At 65.5% G+C, this 17,140-nt stretch carries 13 protein-coding genes and 2 tRNA genes; 2 read left to right on the top strand and 13 right to left on the bottom strand.

The window, feature by feature from the left end; all coding sequences use genetic code 11:
* Positions 1 to 48 precede the first annotated feature (48 nt).
* A tRNA-Val gene (locus tag NMB40_RS05400) sits at positions 49 to 123 on the bottom strand.
* 106 nt (positions 124 to 229) lie between these two features.
* Complete coding sequence (gene uvrB / locus NMB40_RS05395) at positions 230 to 2,254, bottom strand: excinuclease ABC subunit UvrB (protein WP_282245040.1); 2,025 nt, start codon at positions 2,252 to 2,254, stop codon at positions 230 to 232.
* Positions 2,255 to 2,401: 147 nt separating this feature from the next.
* Here uvrB and NMB40_RS05390 point away from each other — a divergent pair, with 147 nt between their 5' ends.
* Positions 2,402 to 2,938, top strand: a complete 537-nt coding sequence (locus NMB40_RS05390; RefSeq protein WP_494360391.1) for a GspH/FimT family pseudopilin — start codon at positions 2,402 to 2,404, stop codon at positions 2,936 to 2,938.
* Positions 2,939 to 3,003: 65 nt separating this feature from the next.
* Here the strand turns inward: NMB40_RS05390 and NMB40_RS05385 are convergent.
* The 11 genes from NMB40_RS05385 to grxD all read right to left on the bottom strand — a co-directional run bounded on the left by NMB40_RS05385 (position 3,004) and on the right by grxD (position 16,439).
* Positions 3,004 to 3,080 (bottom strand) — tRNA-Asn (locus tag NMB40_RS05385).
* Between the two features lie 53 nt (positions 3,081 to 3,133).
* Positions 3,134 to 3,577, bottom strand: coding sequence for a type IV pilin protein (locus NMB40_RS05380; RefSeq protein ID WP_494360390.1), 444 nt, complete (start codon positions 3,575 to 3,577; stop codon positions 3,134 to 3,136).
* Positions 3,574 to 7,329 (bottom strand): pilus assembly protein, encoded by a 3,756-nt coding sequence (locus NMB40_RS05375; RefSeq protein WP_494361043.1) that lies wholly within the window; start codon positions 7,327 to 7,329, stop codon positions 3,574 to 3,576. The genes NMB40_RS05380 and NMB40_RS05375 overlap by 4 nt, the downstream gene beginning before the upstream one ends.
* A gap of 11 nt (positions 7,330 to 7,340) precedes the next feature.
* Positions 7,341 to 7,868, bottom strand: a complete 528-nt coding sequence (locus tag NMB40_RS05370; RefSeq protein ID WP_494360389.1) for a pilus assembly PilX family protein — start codon at positions 7,866 to 7,868, stop codon at positions 7,341 to 7,343.
* Between the two features lie 2 nt (positions 7,869 to 7,870).
* On the bottom strand, positions 7,871 to 9,037 hold the full coding sequence (locus NMB40_RS05365; RefSeq protein WP_494360388.1) for a PilW family protein: 1,167 nt from the start codon (positions 9,035 to 9,037) through the stop codon (positions 7,871 to 7,873).
* Positions 9,034 to 9,510, bottom strand: coding sequence for a type IV pilus modification protein PilV (gene pilV, locus NMB40_RS05360; RefSeq protein ID WP_494360387.1), 477 nt, complete (start codon positions 9,508 to 9,510; stop codon positions 9,034 to 9,036). The genes NMB40_RS05365 and pilV overlap by 4 nt, the downstream gene beginning before the upstream one ends.
* Positions 9,507 to 10,019 carry a GspH/FimT family pseudopilin gene (locus NMB40_RS05355; protein ID WP_494360386.1) on the bottom strand — a complete coding sequence of 171 codons (513 nt, stop codon included), beginning with the start codon at positions 10,017 to 10,019 and terminating at the stop codon, positions 9,507 to 9,509. The genes pilV and NMB40_RS05355 overlap by 4 nt, the downstream gene beginning before the upstream one ends.
* Before the next feature lie 163 nt (positions 10,020 to 10,182).
* Complete coding sequence (gene ppnN / locus NMB40_RS05350; RefSeq protein ID WP_095364063.1) at positions 10,183 to 11,571, bottom strand: nucleotide 5'-monophosphate nucleosidase PpnN; 1,389 nt, start codon at positions 11,569 to 11,571, stop codon at positions 10,183 to 10,185.
* A 265-nt stretch (positions 11,572 to 11,836) separates the two neighbouring features.
* Positions 11,837 to 15,031, bottom strand: a complete 3,195-nt coding sequence (locus tag NMB40_RS05345; RefSeq protein ID WP_494360385.1) for a TonB-dependent receptor — start codon at positions 15,029 to 15,031, stop codon at positions 11,837 to 11,839.
* Positions 15,032 to 15,378: 347 nt separating this feature from the next.
* A complete protein-coding gene (locus NMB40_RS05340) occupies positions 15,379 to 16,122 on the bottom strand; it encodes an SDR family NAD(P)-dependent oxidoreductase (RefSeq protein WP_494360384.1) in 744 nt (247 codons plus the stop codon).
* A complete protein-coding gene (gene grxD, locus NMB40_RS05335; RefSeq protein WP_214901246.1) occupies positions 16,119 to 16,439 on the bottom strand; it encodes a Grx4 family monothiol glutaredoxin in 321 nt (106 codons plus the stop codon). Before grxD ends, NMB40_RS05340 begins: the two co-directional genes overlap by 4 nt.
* A gap of 118 nt (positions 16,440 to 16,557) precedes the next feature.
* On the opposite strand from grxD, the gene NMB40_RS05330 reads away from it, so the two are divergent.
* Positions 16,558 to 17,139, top strand: a complete 582-nt coding sequence (locus tag NMB40_RS05330; protein ID WP_494360383.1) for a superoxide dismutase — start codon at positions 16,558 to 16,560, stop codon at positions 17,137 to 17,139.
* Position 17,140: the final 1 nt, after the last annotated feature.

Here is a 17,140-nt window from a genome sequence, read left to right as displayed (position 1 = left end):
CTGATGGCCGGCTTTTCTGTTGTTCCACCGCAGTCGCTGGGACTGGAGTGGTGGGCGGTACAGGGTTCGAACCTGTGACCCCTACCATGTCAAGGTAGTGCTCTACCGCTGAGCTAACCGCCCGTTTGTCTCGCTGCGCCGCTGCAATTGCGTCGGTGCAGGCCGCGTATATTACGGACGTCGGGTGTGAAGAGCAACACTTTTGTGAAGGTATTTCACAACGCGTTGTTCAGCCCAGGCTGGCCTCCTTCAGCTTGCGGATCTGGTCGCGCACGCGTGCGGCATCTTCGAACTCCAGATCGCGGGCGTGCTGGTACATCTGCTGCTCCAGCGCCTGCAGGCGCTTGGCGATCTGGGCCGGTTCCAGGGTGCGGTAGTCCACCGCCTCCTCGGCCACCCGGCCACCCCGCCCCTTGCCCTTGCCCCGTGCTTCCTTCTCCGCCGCGTCCGAGCGCGCGCCTTCCAGCACGTCCACGATCGGGCGCAGCACCGACTTGGGCACGATGCCATGTGCTTCGTTGTACTCCACCTGCTTGGCACGGCGGCGGTCGGTTTCGTCGATCGCCGCCTGCATCGAACGGGTGATCTTGTCCGCGTACAGGATCGCCTTGCCGCGCAGGTTGCGTGCGGCACGGCCGATGGTCTGGATCAGCGACCCGGTCGAACGCAGGAAGCCTTCCTTGTCCGCGTCCAGGATCGCCACCAGCGACACTTCGGGCATGTCCAGGCCTTCGCGCAGCAGGTTGATGCCGACCAGCACGTCGAACTTGCCCAGGCGCAGGTCGCGGATGATCTCCACGCGCTCGACCGTGTCGATATCCGAGTGCAGGTAGCGCACCCGGATGCCGTGTTCGGTGAGGTACTCGGTGAGGTTCTCGGCCATGCGCTTGGTCAGCGTGGTGACCAGCACGCGGTCGCCCAGCTTGATGCGCTCGTTGACCTCGCTCATCAGGTCATCGACCTGCGTGCCCACCGGGCGGATCTCCACCACCGGGTCGATCAGGCCGGTCGGGCGCACCACCAGCTCGGTGATCTCATCGGCCGCTTCGCGCAGCTCGTACGGCCCCGGGGTGGCGGACACGTAGATGCTGCGCGGGCAGCGCGCTTCCCATTCCTCGAAGCGCAGCGGGCGGTTGTCCAGCGCCGACGGCAGTCGGAAGCCGAATTCCACCAGGGTTTCCTTGCGCGAGCGGTCGCCCTTGTACATCGCGCCGATCTGCGGAATGGTCACGTGCGATTCGTCGATGACCAGCAGCGCATCCGGCGGCAGGTAGTCGAACAGGGTCGGCGGCGGCTCGCCGGCGGCCTTGCCGGTGAGATGGCGTGAATAGTTTTCGATGCCGTTGCAGAAGCCGACCTCGGCCATCATTTCCAGGTCGAACTGGGTGCGCTGCGCCAGCCGCTGCGCTTCCACCAGCTTGTTCTGTTCGTACAGCTGCTCCAGCCGCACCTTGAGCTCGGCCTTGATCGTATCCACCGCCGACAGCACCCGCTCGCGCGTGGTGGCGTAGTGGGTCTTGGGGTACACGGTGTAGCGCTGCAGGCGGCGCAGGCTCTCGCCGGTGAGCGGATCGAACATGCTGATCTGCTCCACCTCGCCGTCGAACAGCTCGATGCGCACCGCTTCGCTGTCCGATTCGGCCGGGAAGATGTCGATCACCTCGCCGCGCACGCGGAACGTGCCGCGGTGCAGTTCGTACTCGTTGCGGGTGTACTGCAGCTGGGTGAGGTGGTTGATCAGGTCGCGCTGGTCGATGCGCTCGCCGGTGGACAGGATCAACCGCAGCGACAGGTAGTCCTCGGGCGCACCCAGGCCGTAGATCGCCGAGACGGTGGCCACCACGATCGCATCCGGGCGCGACAGCAGGGTCTTGGTCGCGGCCAGCCGCATCTGCTCGATGTGCTCGTTGATCGAACTGTCCTTCTCGATGAAGGTGTCCGACGACGGCACGTAGGCTTCTGGCTGGTAGTAGTCGTAGTAGCTGACGAAGTACTCCACCGCGTTGTGCGGGAAGAACGCCTTGAACTCGCCGTACAGCTGCGCGGCCAGGGTCTTGTTCGGCGCCATTACCAGCGTGGGCTTCTGCACCCGCTGGATGACGTTGGCAATGGTGTAGGTCTTGCCCGAGCCGGTCACGCCCAGCAGGGTCTGCTTGGCGATGCCGGCCTCGAAGTTGGCGGTCAGCTTCTCGATCGCCGCCGGCTGGTCACCGGCCGGGGAGTACGGAGATACAAGTTCGAAGCGATCGCTCATGGTGCCGCCATAGACCGGGCCTTCCATTATAGCGGGGGGTTGGGTGACGGCCGGCTGAGGGTATGGCCTACCGCTGCGAGTGGATTCCGCCGATGCCGTGGTCCGGGTCGGCAGGGCACGGTGGCGCTTTGCCGCCCGGAGGCACCCATGCACCGCCCTGCCCGCCCCTCCCGCACACCTGGCTGGACCCTGCTCGAGCTGGTCGGCGTGCTGGCCATCGTGGCCGCGCTCTGCGCCGTTGCGTTGCCGTCGCTGGGCGCTGGGGTCAGCCGCCTGCGCGCGGACATGCTGCGCATGCAGCTGGTGTCAGTGTTCAACAGTGCGCGCAGCACCGCGATCACCCGGTTCGAGCCGGTAGCGGTATGCCCCAGCGCGGAGGGTCGCCAGTGCGGCAGCGACTGGAGCCGCGGCTGGTTGATCCACCTTGACCAAGGGGCTGGCACGCTGTCGCCTGCGCCGGAGGATGTCCTGCAGTACCGCCCGGGCTACCGCGACGCGAGCATCAGCGCGCGCTCAAGCCAGGAGCGCATCCGCCTGCGCTTCCAGGCCGACGGGCGCAGTGGCGGCAGTCCGTTGACGGTGCGCATCTGTGTGCGGGAGCGGCTGCATGGCGCGGTCGTGGTGAACAACGTCGGGCGCACCCGCGCGACCCGCCATCACGGACTCCTTGCCTGCCCGCACTGAGAGCGGGCCGCACCGGCGGTACAGAAACGACAAAAGCCGCGATTGCTCGCGGCTTCTGCAGAAACTGGCGCCCGAAGTTGGACTCGAACCAACGACCCCCTGATTAACAGTCAAGTGCTCTAACCGGCTGAGCTATTCGGGCGGGGACGCGAATTCTAGACCTTCATTCGTGGCGTTGCAACATCCGGCAACGGCTTACCAGCAATCCAGCGCGCTGGTGTTGGCCGGGCTCTTCACGCCCGCCTGGTTCACCGAGAGGGTGCCGCAGGGGTCCTTGCCCTGGTCGCCCTGCGGAACCGCCGTGATCGTGAACGCGTTGGCAGCGGTCGAGGCAAAGGTCACCTGGTACATCGCCGTGCTGCCATCACGCGGCGAGGCGATGGTGGTGCCGCTGTTTTCCACGAACTTGAAGTTCGTGTAGCTGTTGTTGAGCGTGTGCTGACGCTCGGCACGCTGGGCGTACTCCACCAGTTCGGCCTTGGCCGCGGCGCGCTTGGACTTGCGCACCTGGGCCGTGTAGGACGGATAGGCAATGGAGGCGAGCACGGCGATCACCGCGATGGTGATCATCAGCTCGATCAGGGTGAAGCCGGCGACCTTGCGCGGACGGCGCCCCTGCGGGAAAGAAAGCGTGCTCACAGGATCTGCCTCCACGATTGGCGACCACACGGATAGGGAACGTAGACGATGTCAGGACCATTGGGGTAGCCCATGTAGCAGCCCGCCCCGCCCGGAGGCGAAGGTGCGGGCCCACTGCTGCCACCGCCGCCACCACCGCCACCGCCACCGCCCAGCGAAGCCACCGGCACGCGCGGCAGCGCGAACGGGGAGTTGTTGAGCACGGGCGCACTGCCCGTGCCCTTGTTGCGGAGCCCGGCGGTTCCGACCGCATACCCGGTACCGCCCGGTGAATTCAGGGTGGCGCGGCCCAGCGCACCCTCACCTGTCAGCGGGTTGAGGCCGAAGAACCAGTTGATGCCCGTGGCGGCGCAACCACCCGAGGTCGAGGGCTGCGGCGCGTATGTGGAGAGGCTGACGATACCGTTGGCCAGCGAAGGATTGCCGACAACGCGCTCACTCAGGCCATCCTTGAGGGAGCTGACCGGCAGGTCGACATACCACCCACGGGCGCCGGACGGGGTAGCGCCAATGGCGACCAGGGTCCGCTCGTCACCCGTCGTCGTCACGCTCCGTCCCACCAGGTTGCTGCGGGTAACCGTACTGGTGACCTCGCCGACATTGGTATCGTTCACCGCGTAGATGCTCTGCTTCGAGTTGTCGCGGGTATCGTCATTGAACGAGAAGCTGCCGGTGCCGAAGTACAGCATCAGCCCGCCGTTCGGGCCAGTTCCGGTGGTGATGCCGCCGGTGATCGGCTGGCGTACCGTAAGCCCCTTGTCGACCGAAGGCAGGCTGGTGAACAACGGCATGCTCGGCTTTTTCGTCATGTCGCGCAGGTCGAACTTCCACACCGCTCCCTTCTGGTCGGTACCGTACACGGTGTCCGAAATACCATCGCGGGAGCGAACGTTCTGGTCGGTGCCGCCCCAGCGGTCAACCACCACGATGCTGCCCAGGCCGTTGCTGCCCGAGGGAACGCCCGTGCCGGTCTCGACCGCTTCGATCATCGTCGTCTTGCCGTCCGCGATATCGACGACGAACAGCACCGCCTTGCCGCTGGCGCTGTTGAAGCCGTTGCCGAAGATAGCCTTCCACGACACATCAGTGCCCACCTTGACCGGCACGATCACCGGCTTGGCCAGCACGAAGCCGATGTTGTTCCGCACCGTGGCCGTCAGAGTGGAATCAAGGTCGCTGATTTCCCACAATTTCCGGTTCGCGTTGAAGGCGGAGCCAGCGGTTACGTCCAGGGCGAATACACCGCGACCACCGGCACCGGAGGCACCCACCAGGGTGGTATGCCAGCCCGTACCGTACCAGGTATCGCCGACGGCGATCTGCCCGTCCACGTAGTACCGGTGCTGGAACTTCTGGGAGGTCTTCTTCTCCGGTTCAGCGCGGTACAGCAGGTTGGCCATGTGCCCAAGCGCGGTATTGGGAATGTAGGCGAAGGCTTCGCTGCCGCCACCGGAGACCGTCTCGCCCTTGACATTCATGCCACCGTTGAACGCGTGCAGCATGCCGTCATTGGCGCCCACGTAGACCATGTAGTTGGCCTTGTCCGCCTTGTAGAGCAGGTAGTCCGCGTACGCCTTGCTCAGCGTCGTGTCCGCCAGGCGACGATAACCATAGTCGTCGCCTGGCGAACTGACGAACGGCGTGGAGGTGACGATGTCACCCAGCCGGGTGGTGCGGTCGCGCAGATTGCCGCCATTGCGTACTTCACGCGAGGTGTCGCCGCGCAGGTAATTGACGGCCGCCGCAACATCGATGTTGCGGTCCGTCAGTTCCTTGGTCGCGCCACAGATCGACATGTCAGGGTACAGCCCCGGCTTCAGGCACAGATCGTCGAGCGTCACGTTGCCAGAGGTGAACTCCTGGGTCTTGCCATTCTTGGTGAAGAAAATCTTGCGGGCGGACGCGCCCGGCAACTGCGCACTGGCTTCCCAGAACGGCGTCTGCACCACGGCACGCGTGGTCGGATCGACCGAGAGCTTGGTGGCCGTCAGCTTGCCGAACCAGTCGGTGCCTTCGTTGGTGTACTCGTAGTACGGACTGACGCTCAGCGAGCCTGCGCCGATGCGCGCTCCACTGAAGCCGGTGCCGCCGGAGGGCGAGGAACCGGCCGTCACCGCGGACAGCACGCGGCGCATGGCGTCGGTGATTTCCGCTGGCGTGCGGGCATTGATGTACTCGCCACGGGTATTGACGGCGGCGTGCCAGATGTCGTCTACGGTGCTGCGCGCATCGTTCTCCCACGCCGGCCAGTTGTTGTAGATCGCCGGGGTGGTATAGGCGTTCTGCGGATTGTCCGGGTTGAACAGATTGCCGCGCGCGCCCAGGGTGACGCCATAGAAATTCAGGTGAAGATTGGCCTGGCAGTCCAGCTGCGGATCCGGCGTGCCGGTCTTGCAGGCTGCCGGCACCGGCACCTGGCCTGCCGTGAAATCAGGACGGAGCGGGGCCGCGCCGTTGATGTTGTTGTAGTACTTCGAGACGATGTCGGCCATCGTGTCGGAGTAGCCGTCCGTGAACGGCGCACCCATGCCCTGGTCGTTGTTGCCGACGGTCTTGGTGCCACCATTGCTGAAACCGTCGGTGAACAGCATCACCGCATTCTTCTGGCAGACCTCCAGTACGGGGGCTGCATCATCGGTGCGAGTGAACTGCTGCGTCGCCGAATAGACGGCCTGCCGGTTAGGCGTACCACCACTGGCCGGCAGGGCCAGCATCTCGTCGAACAGCGCCTTGCGCTCGGTGTCGACACTCAGTTTGCGCATGGGCAGGCGCTTGGCCGCCGTGTCGTAGCTGCCATTCTGGTTGATGCGGAAGTAGCCCACGCGCAGGTTGGCCACATTGGACAGCGAGCGCGTCATGCCGGCGATCATCGCGCGGTTGCGGTTGCCGTAGTAGGTGAACCAGTTGGCGAAATTCTTCGAGCCCGCGTCGCCATTATCGGCAGGAAGCGTGTACTTCCACATGGCGCAACCGGTGCCACACGCGTTGTTCACCTGGACGCGGGTCGCATTCGCATACGCGTTGGCGCCGTTGAGCTGCGGGTAGGGATCGCTTGTACCGTTGACCACCTTGATGTAGAAGGTTGCCGGCCAGTATTGGACGCGCGCGTCCGTCGTGCCGCCGCTCCATGTCCCCGCATTGCGGTACGTCGTGCCATTGATGTAGGCGCCCGCCGGGTACGTCATGTTGTTCAGGAGGCGGAACGTCTCGGTGCCATAGTAGTTGCTGGTCAGGTTGACCGTCGTGGTGGCACCGGTCGGCTTGGGATCGAGGCGGGCCGCGGACGGCACGGAGTCGTTGAACGAGGCATCCTTGTCATCCTTCCACGGCTCGTACTTGATCGTCGGATTGAAGTACGTCGGGTTGTACTGCGCGGAGCGGGCGAAGCCCAGCGAATCGAACGGCGGCAGCCCGTAGTAATTGCCGTTGATGCGCGGCCCCGGCATCAGATAGAAGTAGTCGCAGGTATTGCCCGTGGTGTTCAGCGCACCGTTTGCGTCGAAGAAGCTCTGCCGGGCGTTGTTCCAGCAGCCCTCGCCGTCCTGGCCCGGGAACTGAGTCTGGAACGTCATCGAGCCGGAGTCATCCACGGCCATGATGAAGGCCGGCGTGGTGTCTGCCGGAATGTTCAGCGGCTTCTGGGCGAGGATGCCCTGCCCCTGCGCGGCAATCAGGTTGTAGCCCACCAATGCCAGGCCGATTACTGCCACCGCCGAACCGGCGGCCGTCCACTTGAATCTGCGCGAAGCCATGGCCGCGTTCCTCAGAGCTTGAAAATAGTGTCGATGACCGAGCGCGACGTCGGGTTTGTCGTGTCGTCGGCCGCATACGCGGTGATCTGGAAAGTGGCCGTAGCGTTGTCGATCGGCAGGCCCTGGTCGTTTGAATTGGCGCCCGGTCCGCCACACTGGTCGATCTGGCGCACGCGCACCGCCGGCGCGGCGGCATTGTCCTTGGCCAGGTCCCTGCCCCACTTGACCGGATCGAACCCGTCTTCGCAGTTCTGGGTGATGCTGGTGGCGTCGGCGACGAGGCTGTTGCTGGGCGGCGCTTCACGATCGGTGATCGCCTCCACGGCATCTTCCACGTTACGCACGGCGCCTTCGGTGTTCTGGAAGGAGCGGTTCGCGGCGCGGTAATTGGAGGCCATTTTTTCCTGCATGCCGGCCACCTGCATGCCGGCCACCCCGATCAGGGCGAGCAGCAGCAACATGATCAGTGCCACATACAGCACGGCACCGCGCTCTTGGCGGGGGGCCGGGCAAGGACGGTAACGGGGCGAACGGTTCATGGTCAGTTCCCGAACAGACGGTTGCGCAGGGCAACGCTTACTTCATAGGCGGTGCGATACCGCCCATCGGTAGCGGCATCCTGGTTGTAATTCACGCCCAGCACCCCGAGCGCGGCGGACGCGTCGGTGGGCTTTGAGTTGGCATTGGTGCCGGCCCGATCGGCGCTGCGCGCGACCAGCCCGACCTGCACAAGGCCCACCCGCCGCCACTGTCCCGCGCCGGTTGCATTGGCTGCGGTGGTGACGCCGGAGGCCACGTTCTGCACGCTGATGTAGCCGCTGGGTGCTGTCGCGCCGGCGATCACGGCCGTCGAATCCAGCCCGTACATCAACTGCAGGTTCTCGATACCCTCGACCAGCTCTTCATTGATGGCATACACGCCGGCCGAGTTGGCGCGCGCGCGGCGCAGACCAGGACCGTTGGTACCGGCGCCGATGTAATAGACCATCGACTCCGCGCGGTAGACCTGCGTGGGTTCGGGCTGCGGCGCATAGCGGGTAAGGTCCACGGTGCCGGCGGTAATCTTGTTGGACGCCAACGTGCCGGCGAACACGTCAACGTTGTCACAGTTGGCAATGCCAAACATGGTCGGGGCGGCGATCCCGCCTTCGGTCAGGCGCTGCCAGCGATCCGAGGTGAGCGTGAGCTCCTGGCCGCTGATGGCGGTGACCGGCACACCTTCCGGCGCCAGGAACCGCAGCACCAGGATGTCGCTGCCGGCCATCGGCGCCGGGGTCAGGCCACTGATGGTCGCCGGCAGGTTGGCCGGCACGGTTCCGGCGCCCACATTGAGGGTATTCGTCGGCGCGGTACCGGCGGCTTCGTAGCCCTGGATGGCCACGCTGAAGTCCAATGGACTGCCGCCGCCCGTGGCGGTGGTGGCCAACATGTTGTTCCGCGGGAGGCCGGTCTCCTTGATGAAATGGGCCTGGTCATTCACGCAGCCCATGTGCCCGGCCATGCGGATGTCGCGCTCGAGGAAATCCAGCGCGAAACGGCCGTTTTCCTGCGCGCGGGCCACGCCCTCTGAAAGCCGCGAGGCCGAATGGGACGCGATGAAGACCTGGGTGATGCCCAGCATCAGGATCAGGCCGATGACCAGCGAGATCATCAGTTCGATCAGGGACAGACCTGCCTGGCGGCTGCGGAACATGAGCGGACCTTTCATAGCTGGGTCTGGGTGCGGAAGGTGGTGGCGGCGTCCGGCGCGGTCTTGCTCCAGCGCTCGTCGGCCCAACTGATCTCGACCGTGGCCACGCCGTTGGCGACGGTGACGTTGGCTGCAGCGTTGTCGCCCAGTGCCTTGACCACCTGGCACTGCCAGCGCGCGATGTTCTGTTCCACGGTGACGGTGTTGATCGGCCGCGCGCACACGCCGGCGGCCGTCTTGCTGCCCGACGCGAACGTGGCGTTGCTGTACCACTCCGACGAATGGCGATTGCTGCGCATCTGTTCGGTGAGGTCGTAGGCCAGGTTGGTGGCCTGGGTGCGGTAGTTGGCGCTCTGCACGTAGCGCACGTTCATGGTCTGCAGCAGCGCAAAGCCAAGCAGCCCAAACGCCAGCACCACCACGGCGACGAGCACCTCGAGCAGGCTGAAGCCGCGCTGGAGGCTGCGCGGACGGTACGGGGTGCGGATCATTTGCAGGGTCCCTTGACGGTGGTGACCTGTCCGGAGGCGTTGATGGTCATCGTGCTCTGCAACGGCTGGTTGTCGCACTTCGCCGGACGCAGGGTGACTTCCTGATCGCTGCCGTTACGGCGGCGGCCGCGCCCGTCGAACGCGATCATGTCACTGGGGCCGGTCACCGCCAGGGCGCTGTTGATGGACGCGTAGCGCAGCACGGTTTCGGAGTTGCTGAAGGCTGCGTCGCCATTGGTGTCGCTGAAGGCCAGCATCCCTACCGCCCACTTGCCGTCGCAACTGGTGCCGGTGCTGCTGCCGCAGACCGCGCCCCCCTGGTTGTTGCGGATCGCGTCGCTGCGGGCCAGGTTGACCAGGCCGATCAGCTCGTTGTGCGCGGTGGCGATCCGGTTGGAACGGATCAGGTTCTGGAAGTTCGGAAAGGCGATGGCAGCCACCACCCCGACCACCACGATGGTGACCATCAGCTCGATCAGTGTGAAGCCTTTGGACAGGCGTAAAGACATGGGACGCTCCCCAGCGTGATGACACGGACAATGGACGCCCCGCCGCCCGGCGGCAAGCGACAGCAGGACGAACGGTCGCCCGGAGGCGACGGGCGTCAAACCGTTGACACCCGTACGGTTGGGCGGGGGTGGCGCGGGCTCCCGACCCGGCCACCCCACGCTCTCAGGCCAGCACCCGGTAGCAGGGCTGGTACTCGCCCGAGATCTTCATCCGGCGCTGCTCGACGAAGGCGCGCAGGAGTTCATCCAGGGCCTGCATCATGTCGGCGTCGCCGTGGATCTCGAACGGGCCGAACTGCTCGATCCGGCGCATGCCGTCTTCCTTCACGTTGCCGGCGACGATGCCGGAGAACGCGCGGCGCAGGTCCGCCGCCAGTGCGTGCGGCGGGCGCCCGTGGTGCAGGTCCAGCGCGGCCATCGCTTCGTGGGTCGGCACGAACGGCTGCTGGTACTCCCACGGAATCTCGATGGACCAGTTGAAGAAGAACGAATCCTTCTGCACCAGGCGGTGTTCGCGCACGCGCTTGATGCCGGCCGACATCTGCCTGGCGACCGCCACCGGGTCACCGATGATGATCTGGTAGCGCTCGGCCGCGGCATCGCCCAGGGTCAGGCGGATGAAGCGGTCGATCTGCTCGAAGTACGGCGCGGCCACGGTCGGGCCGGTCAGGATCAGCGGGAACGGCAGGTCCTTGTTCTCCTCGCGCAGCAGGATGCCGAGCAGGTACAGGATCTCTTCGGCGGTGCCGACGCCCCCGGCGAACACGATGATGCCGTGGCCGATGCGCACGAACGCTTCGAGACGCTTCTCGATGTCCGGCATGATCACCAGGTGGTTCACGATCGGGTTCGGCGACTCGGCGGCGATGATGCCCGGCTCGGTCAGGCCGATGTAGCGCGTGGTGTGCTTGCGCTGCTTGGCATGGGCAATGGTGGCGCCCTTCATCGGGCCCTTCATCGCGCCCGGGCCGCAGCCGGTGCAGATGTCCAGGCCGCGCAGGCCCAGCTCGTAGCCGACCTGCTTGGTGTACAGGTACTCATCGCGGCCGATCGAATGGCCGCCCCAGCACACCACCAGGTTCGGGTCGCCCGGGTTGAGGATGCGCGCGTTGCGCAGCAGCCCGAACACGGCGTTGGTGATGCCCTCGGACGACTCAAGTTCGGCCGCGTAGGCCGGGCCCATTTCAATGGCCATGTAGGCCAGGTCGCGCACGACCGCGAACAGCAGTTCGGCCACGCCGCGGATGATCTCGCCATCCACGAATGCCATCGCCGGCGCATTGACCAGATCGATGCGCACGCCACGGTCCTGCTGGGCGACCTGGATGTCGAAATCCGGGTACAGATCGCGCGCCGCGCGCGGATCGTCCGATGCACTGCCACTGGTCAGCACGGCCAGCGCACAACGGCGCAGCAGCTCGTGCATGCCGCCGCCGGATGCATCGCGCAGGCGCGCCACTTCAGCGCGCGACAGCACATCCAGCCCACCGCGCGGGTAGATCCGCGCGTCCTGCACCGGCAGCGTGCGCGCCGGCTTTTCGGTGATCGTCATTTCCATTCTTTTCGCTTCCTCAAGGTTGCCGACTGTACCGCTGCCCCCTTAAAAAGCAAAACGGCCGGGAAACCCGACCGTTGGATGCGTTTCGACCCCGGCGACGCCTCGGGGGCTGCCGTACGTGCGCGTTTTTCGCGCAACCGGACGAGCATACGCCCAACCACAGAAACAGACAAGCGCCCTCGCCCGCCTCCGTCCCGCATACAGCAGAACGGCCGGGTTTCCCCGGCCGTTCCTCTTACCTTGCCACTACCTCAGTTCATCAGAACTGGTAGCGGAAGCCCAGCTGTACCGACCACTGCGAGACACCGACGTCGAAGCCGTCTGCGTCGTTGTTGGCCACTGCCGGCTCGTCCGCGCCGCGGAAGTTGTACACGTACTTGCCGTCCTTGATGCCCTGCAGGGTGGCCACACGCGCATCGGCGAAGAAGCCGTAGTCGTAGATGTTGCCCCAGTCCTTGTTGATCATGTTGCCGACGTTCTGGATATCCAGCCAGATCTCCGACTTGTGACCCTTCATGAAGCCCGGCAGTTCCTGGCTGATGCGCAGGTCGAAGGTGTTGATCCAGCCGGTACGGAACTGGTTGGCCGGGGCGGCCTGGCCGGCGTACTTGGCCAGCTGCGGGTTGTTCTTCAGCCACTCGAAGAACGAGGCCTCCATGGCCGGATCGGCGGTGAACTGGCCGGTCGCGGTCAGGTTGCCGAACAGCACGTCGCCCGGGCCGGTCGGCACGTAGAACAGGTCGTTCGCGGAACGGCTGTCGCCGTTGGCGTCGTTCACGTAGACGTAGCTGTACGGACGGCCGCTGCGGCCTTCGTAGACCAGGCCGACGCGGGTTTCGTAGTCACCGAAGAACTTGTGCTTCCAGTTCAGCGCACCCGACAGGCGGTCGCGGATCTGGTAGCGCGAGGTGTTCTCGATCTCGTCATTGGCGTTGAAGGCGTACTGGTAGCCCCAGCCCGAGCTGGCGGTGGAGCTGGTCAGCGTGCCGACTTCGGTGGCATCGGTGTAGGTGTAGCCCAGGTTCCAGGACCAGTCGCTGGCGGCATCCCACGGCTTGGCCAGCGAGACGGTGAACTGCGAGGTGCGGCCCTTGTCGGTGTTGGCGATCTCGTACACCGCGTCATAGGCCTGGTTGCGACCTGCACGGGCGTTGCCGGTCGCCCAGGCATTGCCGGTGCTGCCGCGGGAGTAATACATGTCACGGCCGTCCGGACCCTGGTACTGCACCGGACCCAGGTTCAGGTTCTTGTAGTACAGGGCGTCCTTGACCTTGGTGACCAGCAGCTCAGCCGAGGCCACGATGCCGTACCACGGGGTCTCGTGGTCGAAGGCCAGGTTGGCCTTGTACACCGACGGCATATTGAAGTCGCTGCCGACGAAGTTGACGTTCTGGCGGTTCGAGCCCGGCGTGGTCGGAACCGGCTGGGTGTCCTTGTTCGGGCTGAACGGCAGCGCCGGGTTGTAGCCGTTGGTGTAGGTGTAGACCGAATTGTTGAAGCCGGTCGCCGAGTAGCTGTTGCTCAGCCACACCTGCGGGGCGTCACCCTGGAACAGGCCCACGCCGCCGCGCAGCTGGGTCTGGCGCTCGGTGTCGAAGGTGTAGTTGAAGCCCGCGCGCGGCTGGACCAGGAACTTGTTGCTCAGCACTTCGCTGTTGTCGAGACCGAAGAATGCCGAGGCCGGGGCGTTGTAGGCCGGGGCCGGGCTGGTGTCGGCACGGTCGGCACGCACGCCCAGGGTCAGGGTCAGGTTGTTGTTGACGTACCAGGTGTCCTGCACGAACAGGGCCAGGTTGCTGAACTTGTAGTCAGCCGGAATCGAGCCCGGGGTGCGCTCCGGATTGTAGTTGTAGCTGCTCCAGCGGCCGGCAGCGAAGTTGTCCAGGCCGTAGAAGGTGTAGGCGCCCCACGAGTTGGCACCGAAGTAGTTGTAGATGTCGTTGGTGTCGTACGACGCACCGAACTTGACGTCGTGGTCACCCAGGGTCCAGGTACCGGCAGCGTAGTAGTTCCACGCCTTGGTCTCCAGGATGTTGTTCTGGGAGTTGACTTCGGTACCGAGGTACAGCGAGTCGCCGGACGGCGAGGCTTCGGTACCCTGGAAGAAGATGCGGATGCTCGGCGCGTCGGTCGAGACATTACGGATCGCCGAGTACTCGCGGTACGAGGCCTTCAGCTCGGTCGAGAAGTTCGGGGTCCAGTCGCTGAACAGCTGGGCGACGTAGCTCTCGTTGGTCTTGTCGTGCTGGTACCAGTACGAGCTCAACGAGGCCGAGCTGGTGGTCATGCCGTTGATGCGCAGCTTGCTCTGGTCGATCTTGCTGTAACGGATGTTGGCACGGTGGTTGTCGCTGATGTTCCAGTCCAGCTTCAGCGCGTACTCTTCCATCTCCGTATCGCCATTGCTTTCCAGGCCACCGGCGGCAATGCCGTAGCCTTCAGCAATCTGCTGCGCACGGGTCACGTCGGCCAGGGTGAACTGCGGGTTGGCCTTGCCCAGCGCGGTGCCGCTCAGGTCGGCGCCCGGGGCGGCCTGCTTGAACTTTTCGTAGTTGGCGAAGAAGAACAGCTTGTCCTTCACGATCGGGCCGCCCACGGTCATGCCGTAGGTTTCTTCCTTGGTGAAGCCGTTGAACTTCTGGCCTTCCGGGTTGTCGCCGAACCAGTCGCCGTCACGGTAGGTGCCGTAGACCGAGCCGTGGAATTCGTTGGTACCGGACTTGGTCACCGCGTTGACGGTGGCACCGGCGGCGGCAGCGATGCTGACGTCGTAGTTGGACAGGTTGATGTCCAGCGCTTCAATGGCTTCCATGGCGACCGGCTGGCGGCGGGTCGGCATGTTGTTGCCTTCCAGGCCGAAGGTGTCGCTGGCGGACACGCCGTCGATGTTGATCGAGTTGAAGCGCGGGTTCTGGCCACCGGCCGAGATCGAGCCCGAGGCGCGGTCGATGAAGGTCACGCGCGGGTCAAGACGCATCAGGTCCTGGATGTTGCCGCCGATCGACGGGGCCGTCTCGATCTGCTGCTGGCTGATGTTCGTGCCCGAGCCCATCTTGGTGGAGCTGAACACTTCCGAGCCGCCGGCCACGGCCACGACCTGCACCGCTTCCAGGTTGGTAGCGGCCACGTCGCCGGTCAGGGCGGCGTTGACGGTACCGGTCTGGTTCACGCCCAGGTACACGCCTTCTTCGGTCTTGGTGCCTTCACCGGACTTGGTGATGGTGATGGTGTACGGACCACCCACGCGCAGGCCGCGCGCGTTGTAACGACCCGCAGCATCGGTGGTGGCGCGGCTGACCGTGCCCGACTCGGTGTGCGTGATGGTGACTTCGGCGCCAGCAACAGGCTGGCCAGCGGCAGACATGACCTGGCCGCCGACACCGGCAGAGGTGCTCTGGGCGAAGGCGGGGGCGGCAGCAAGTACTGCCATGAGGCCAAGGGTGAGCTTGGACATCCGGAGACAGCGTGGGTCGATCATTGGGAGTAGCCTCGATGCGAGTTGGCGATGGCGGAAAAAAAAGCGCGCCCAAGCAGCCATTCAGCGGCTGTCTGGACTTTTATCTGGGTTCCCTTGCCGCAGGCTGGTTTCAGCCGCAACGGTTAACACTAGATTAACACGATAAGCCCGCTATATGACCGTTTGGCGACAAAACACACGCCATCACAACGCGATCGTGACGCCTTCTTCACATTTGGCTGAACAGGGCGCGATGCCGGGGTTCTTTCGCGTTCAGGGTCGAGCGCGCCGCCCTGCGCGGGCGGGCTTCACATCAAGGGTAAGTCGCGGCTGTTGCCAGCCGGTTACGCCAGGTCCAGCACCGTGCCCCGGTGGGCGATGCCGTGGGCCGAGAGCAGTTCGACGGCCGCGGCGGCGCAGGCCACCGGATCGCGGGCCATGCCGTCCTCGTCGATCGAATAGGCGCGGGCCCGCAGCGCGGTGCGCATCGGGCCGGGCTGCAGGCCGCTGACCCGGACCGGGCTGTTGGCAAGCTCGTCGTGCAGCGCGGCGATCAGGCCGCGCAGGCCATGCTGGGCGGCGCCATAGCCACCCCAGTAGGCCCGTCCTACCCGGGCCGGATCGTCCACGGTGAACACCAGCGCGGCATCGTCGCGCTGGCGCAGCAGTGGCAGGCAGGCCTGGGCCAGCCAGGCCGGGGCGGTCAGGTTGACGTGCACCGCCCGCGCGAACGCGGCCGGGTCGGCGTGTTCGAACGGGGTCAGGCCGGCAAAGTCGGCGGCGCAATACAGCACGCCATCGAGCCGGCCGAGCTCGGACTGCAGCCGCTCGGCCAGGGTGGCGTAGTCGTCCGGGGTGGCCCCTTCCAGGTCCAGCGGGTACAGCAGGGGCTCGGGGCCGACCGCTTCCACCGCCGTGTAGACCCGGTCCAGCCGGCGCGGCTTGCGCCCCAGCAGGACCACGGTGGCACCGGCGGCGGCACAGGCAATGGCGGCGGCACTGCCGAAGCCCCCACCCGCACCGGCCACCAGAATGACGCGATCGGCCAGCGATCCGGTCCCGACCCCAACGGACGGGACCGCACTCACGGCTGCGAGGCCTCTTCGACGATCCGCTTGAGTTCGCCGGATTCGAACAGCTCCAGCACGATGTCGCAGCCGCCGATCAACTCGCCGTTGATGAACAGTTGCGGGAAGGTCGGCAGGTTGGAGAAGCGCGCCAGGTTGGCCCGCACCTCGGGCAGTTCCAGCACGTTGACGGTGCGCAGCGACACGGCGCCGGCGGCCATCAGCGCCTGCACGGCGCGGCTGGAGAAGCCGCACATGGGGTACTGCGGGGTGCCCTTCATGAACAACACGAGGGGGTACTTGTCCACTTCGGCCTGGATCTCTTGCATTACCGCCACCACGACTCTCCCTGCGCCACGGGACACCCGACCTCGCCGGTCGGATAGACTTCCCAGACGGTCATTGTAATCCTACTGGCCCTGCCTCCGGCGCCCCGTCTCCAGCCTGCAGCGACCCATGCCCCTCGAATTGCCCCGCCTGCCCTACGACCGCACCGCCCTGCAGCCGCATCTGTCGGCCACCACCCTGGACCTGCACCACGACCAGCACCACCGGGGTTACGTGGAGGCGGTAAACGCGCGCATCGAGGGCACCGAGCTGGCCGAGCTGCCACTGGAGGAGATCGTGCGGCAGAGCCAGGGCAGCCTGTTCGACGCGGCCGCGCAGGCCTGGAACCACGCATTCTATTGGCAGTGCCTGCACCCGCGCGGGGGTGGCGAACCGCAGGGGCGCCTCGGCGAACTGATCAGCCGCCATTTCGGCGACGCCAAGCGGCTGCGCGAGGAATTCGACCGGGTTGCGCTGGGCGTGTTCGGCGCCGGCTGGGTGTGGCTGGTGCAGCACCCCAATGGCGCGCTGGCGGTCCAGGCCACGCGAAACGCCGGCACCCCGCTGACCGGCCAGAGCACCCCCCTGCTGGCCTGCGATGTGTGGGAACACGCGTATTACACCGATTACCAGAACGAACGCGGCCGGTACCTGGACGCGTTCTGGAAAATCGTCAACTGGGATTTCGTGGCCACGCAACTGCGCGATTGAA

Source organism: Stenotrophomonas sp. FBCC-B152 (assembly GCF_059134105.1).
The sequence above is the reverse complement of the archived record's forward strand: the minus strand, read 5'-3'. Positions and strand labels throughout refer to the sequence as shown.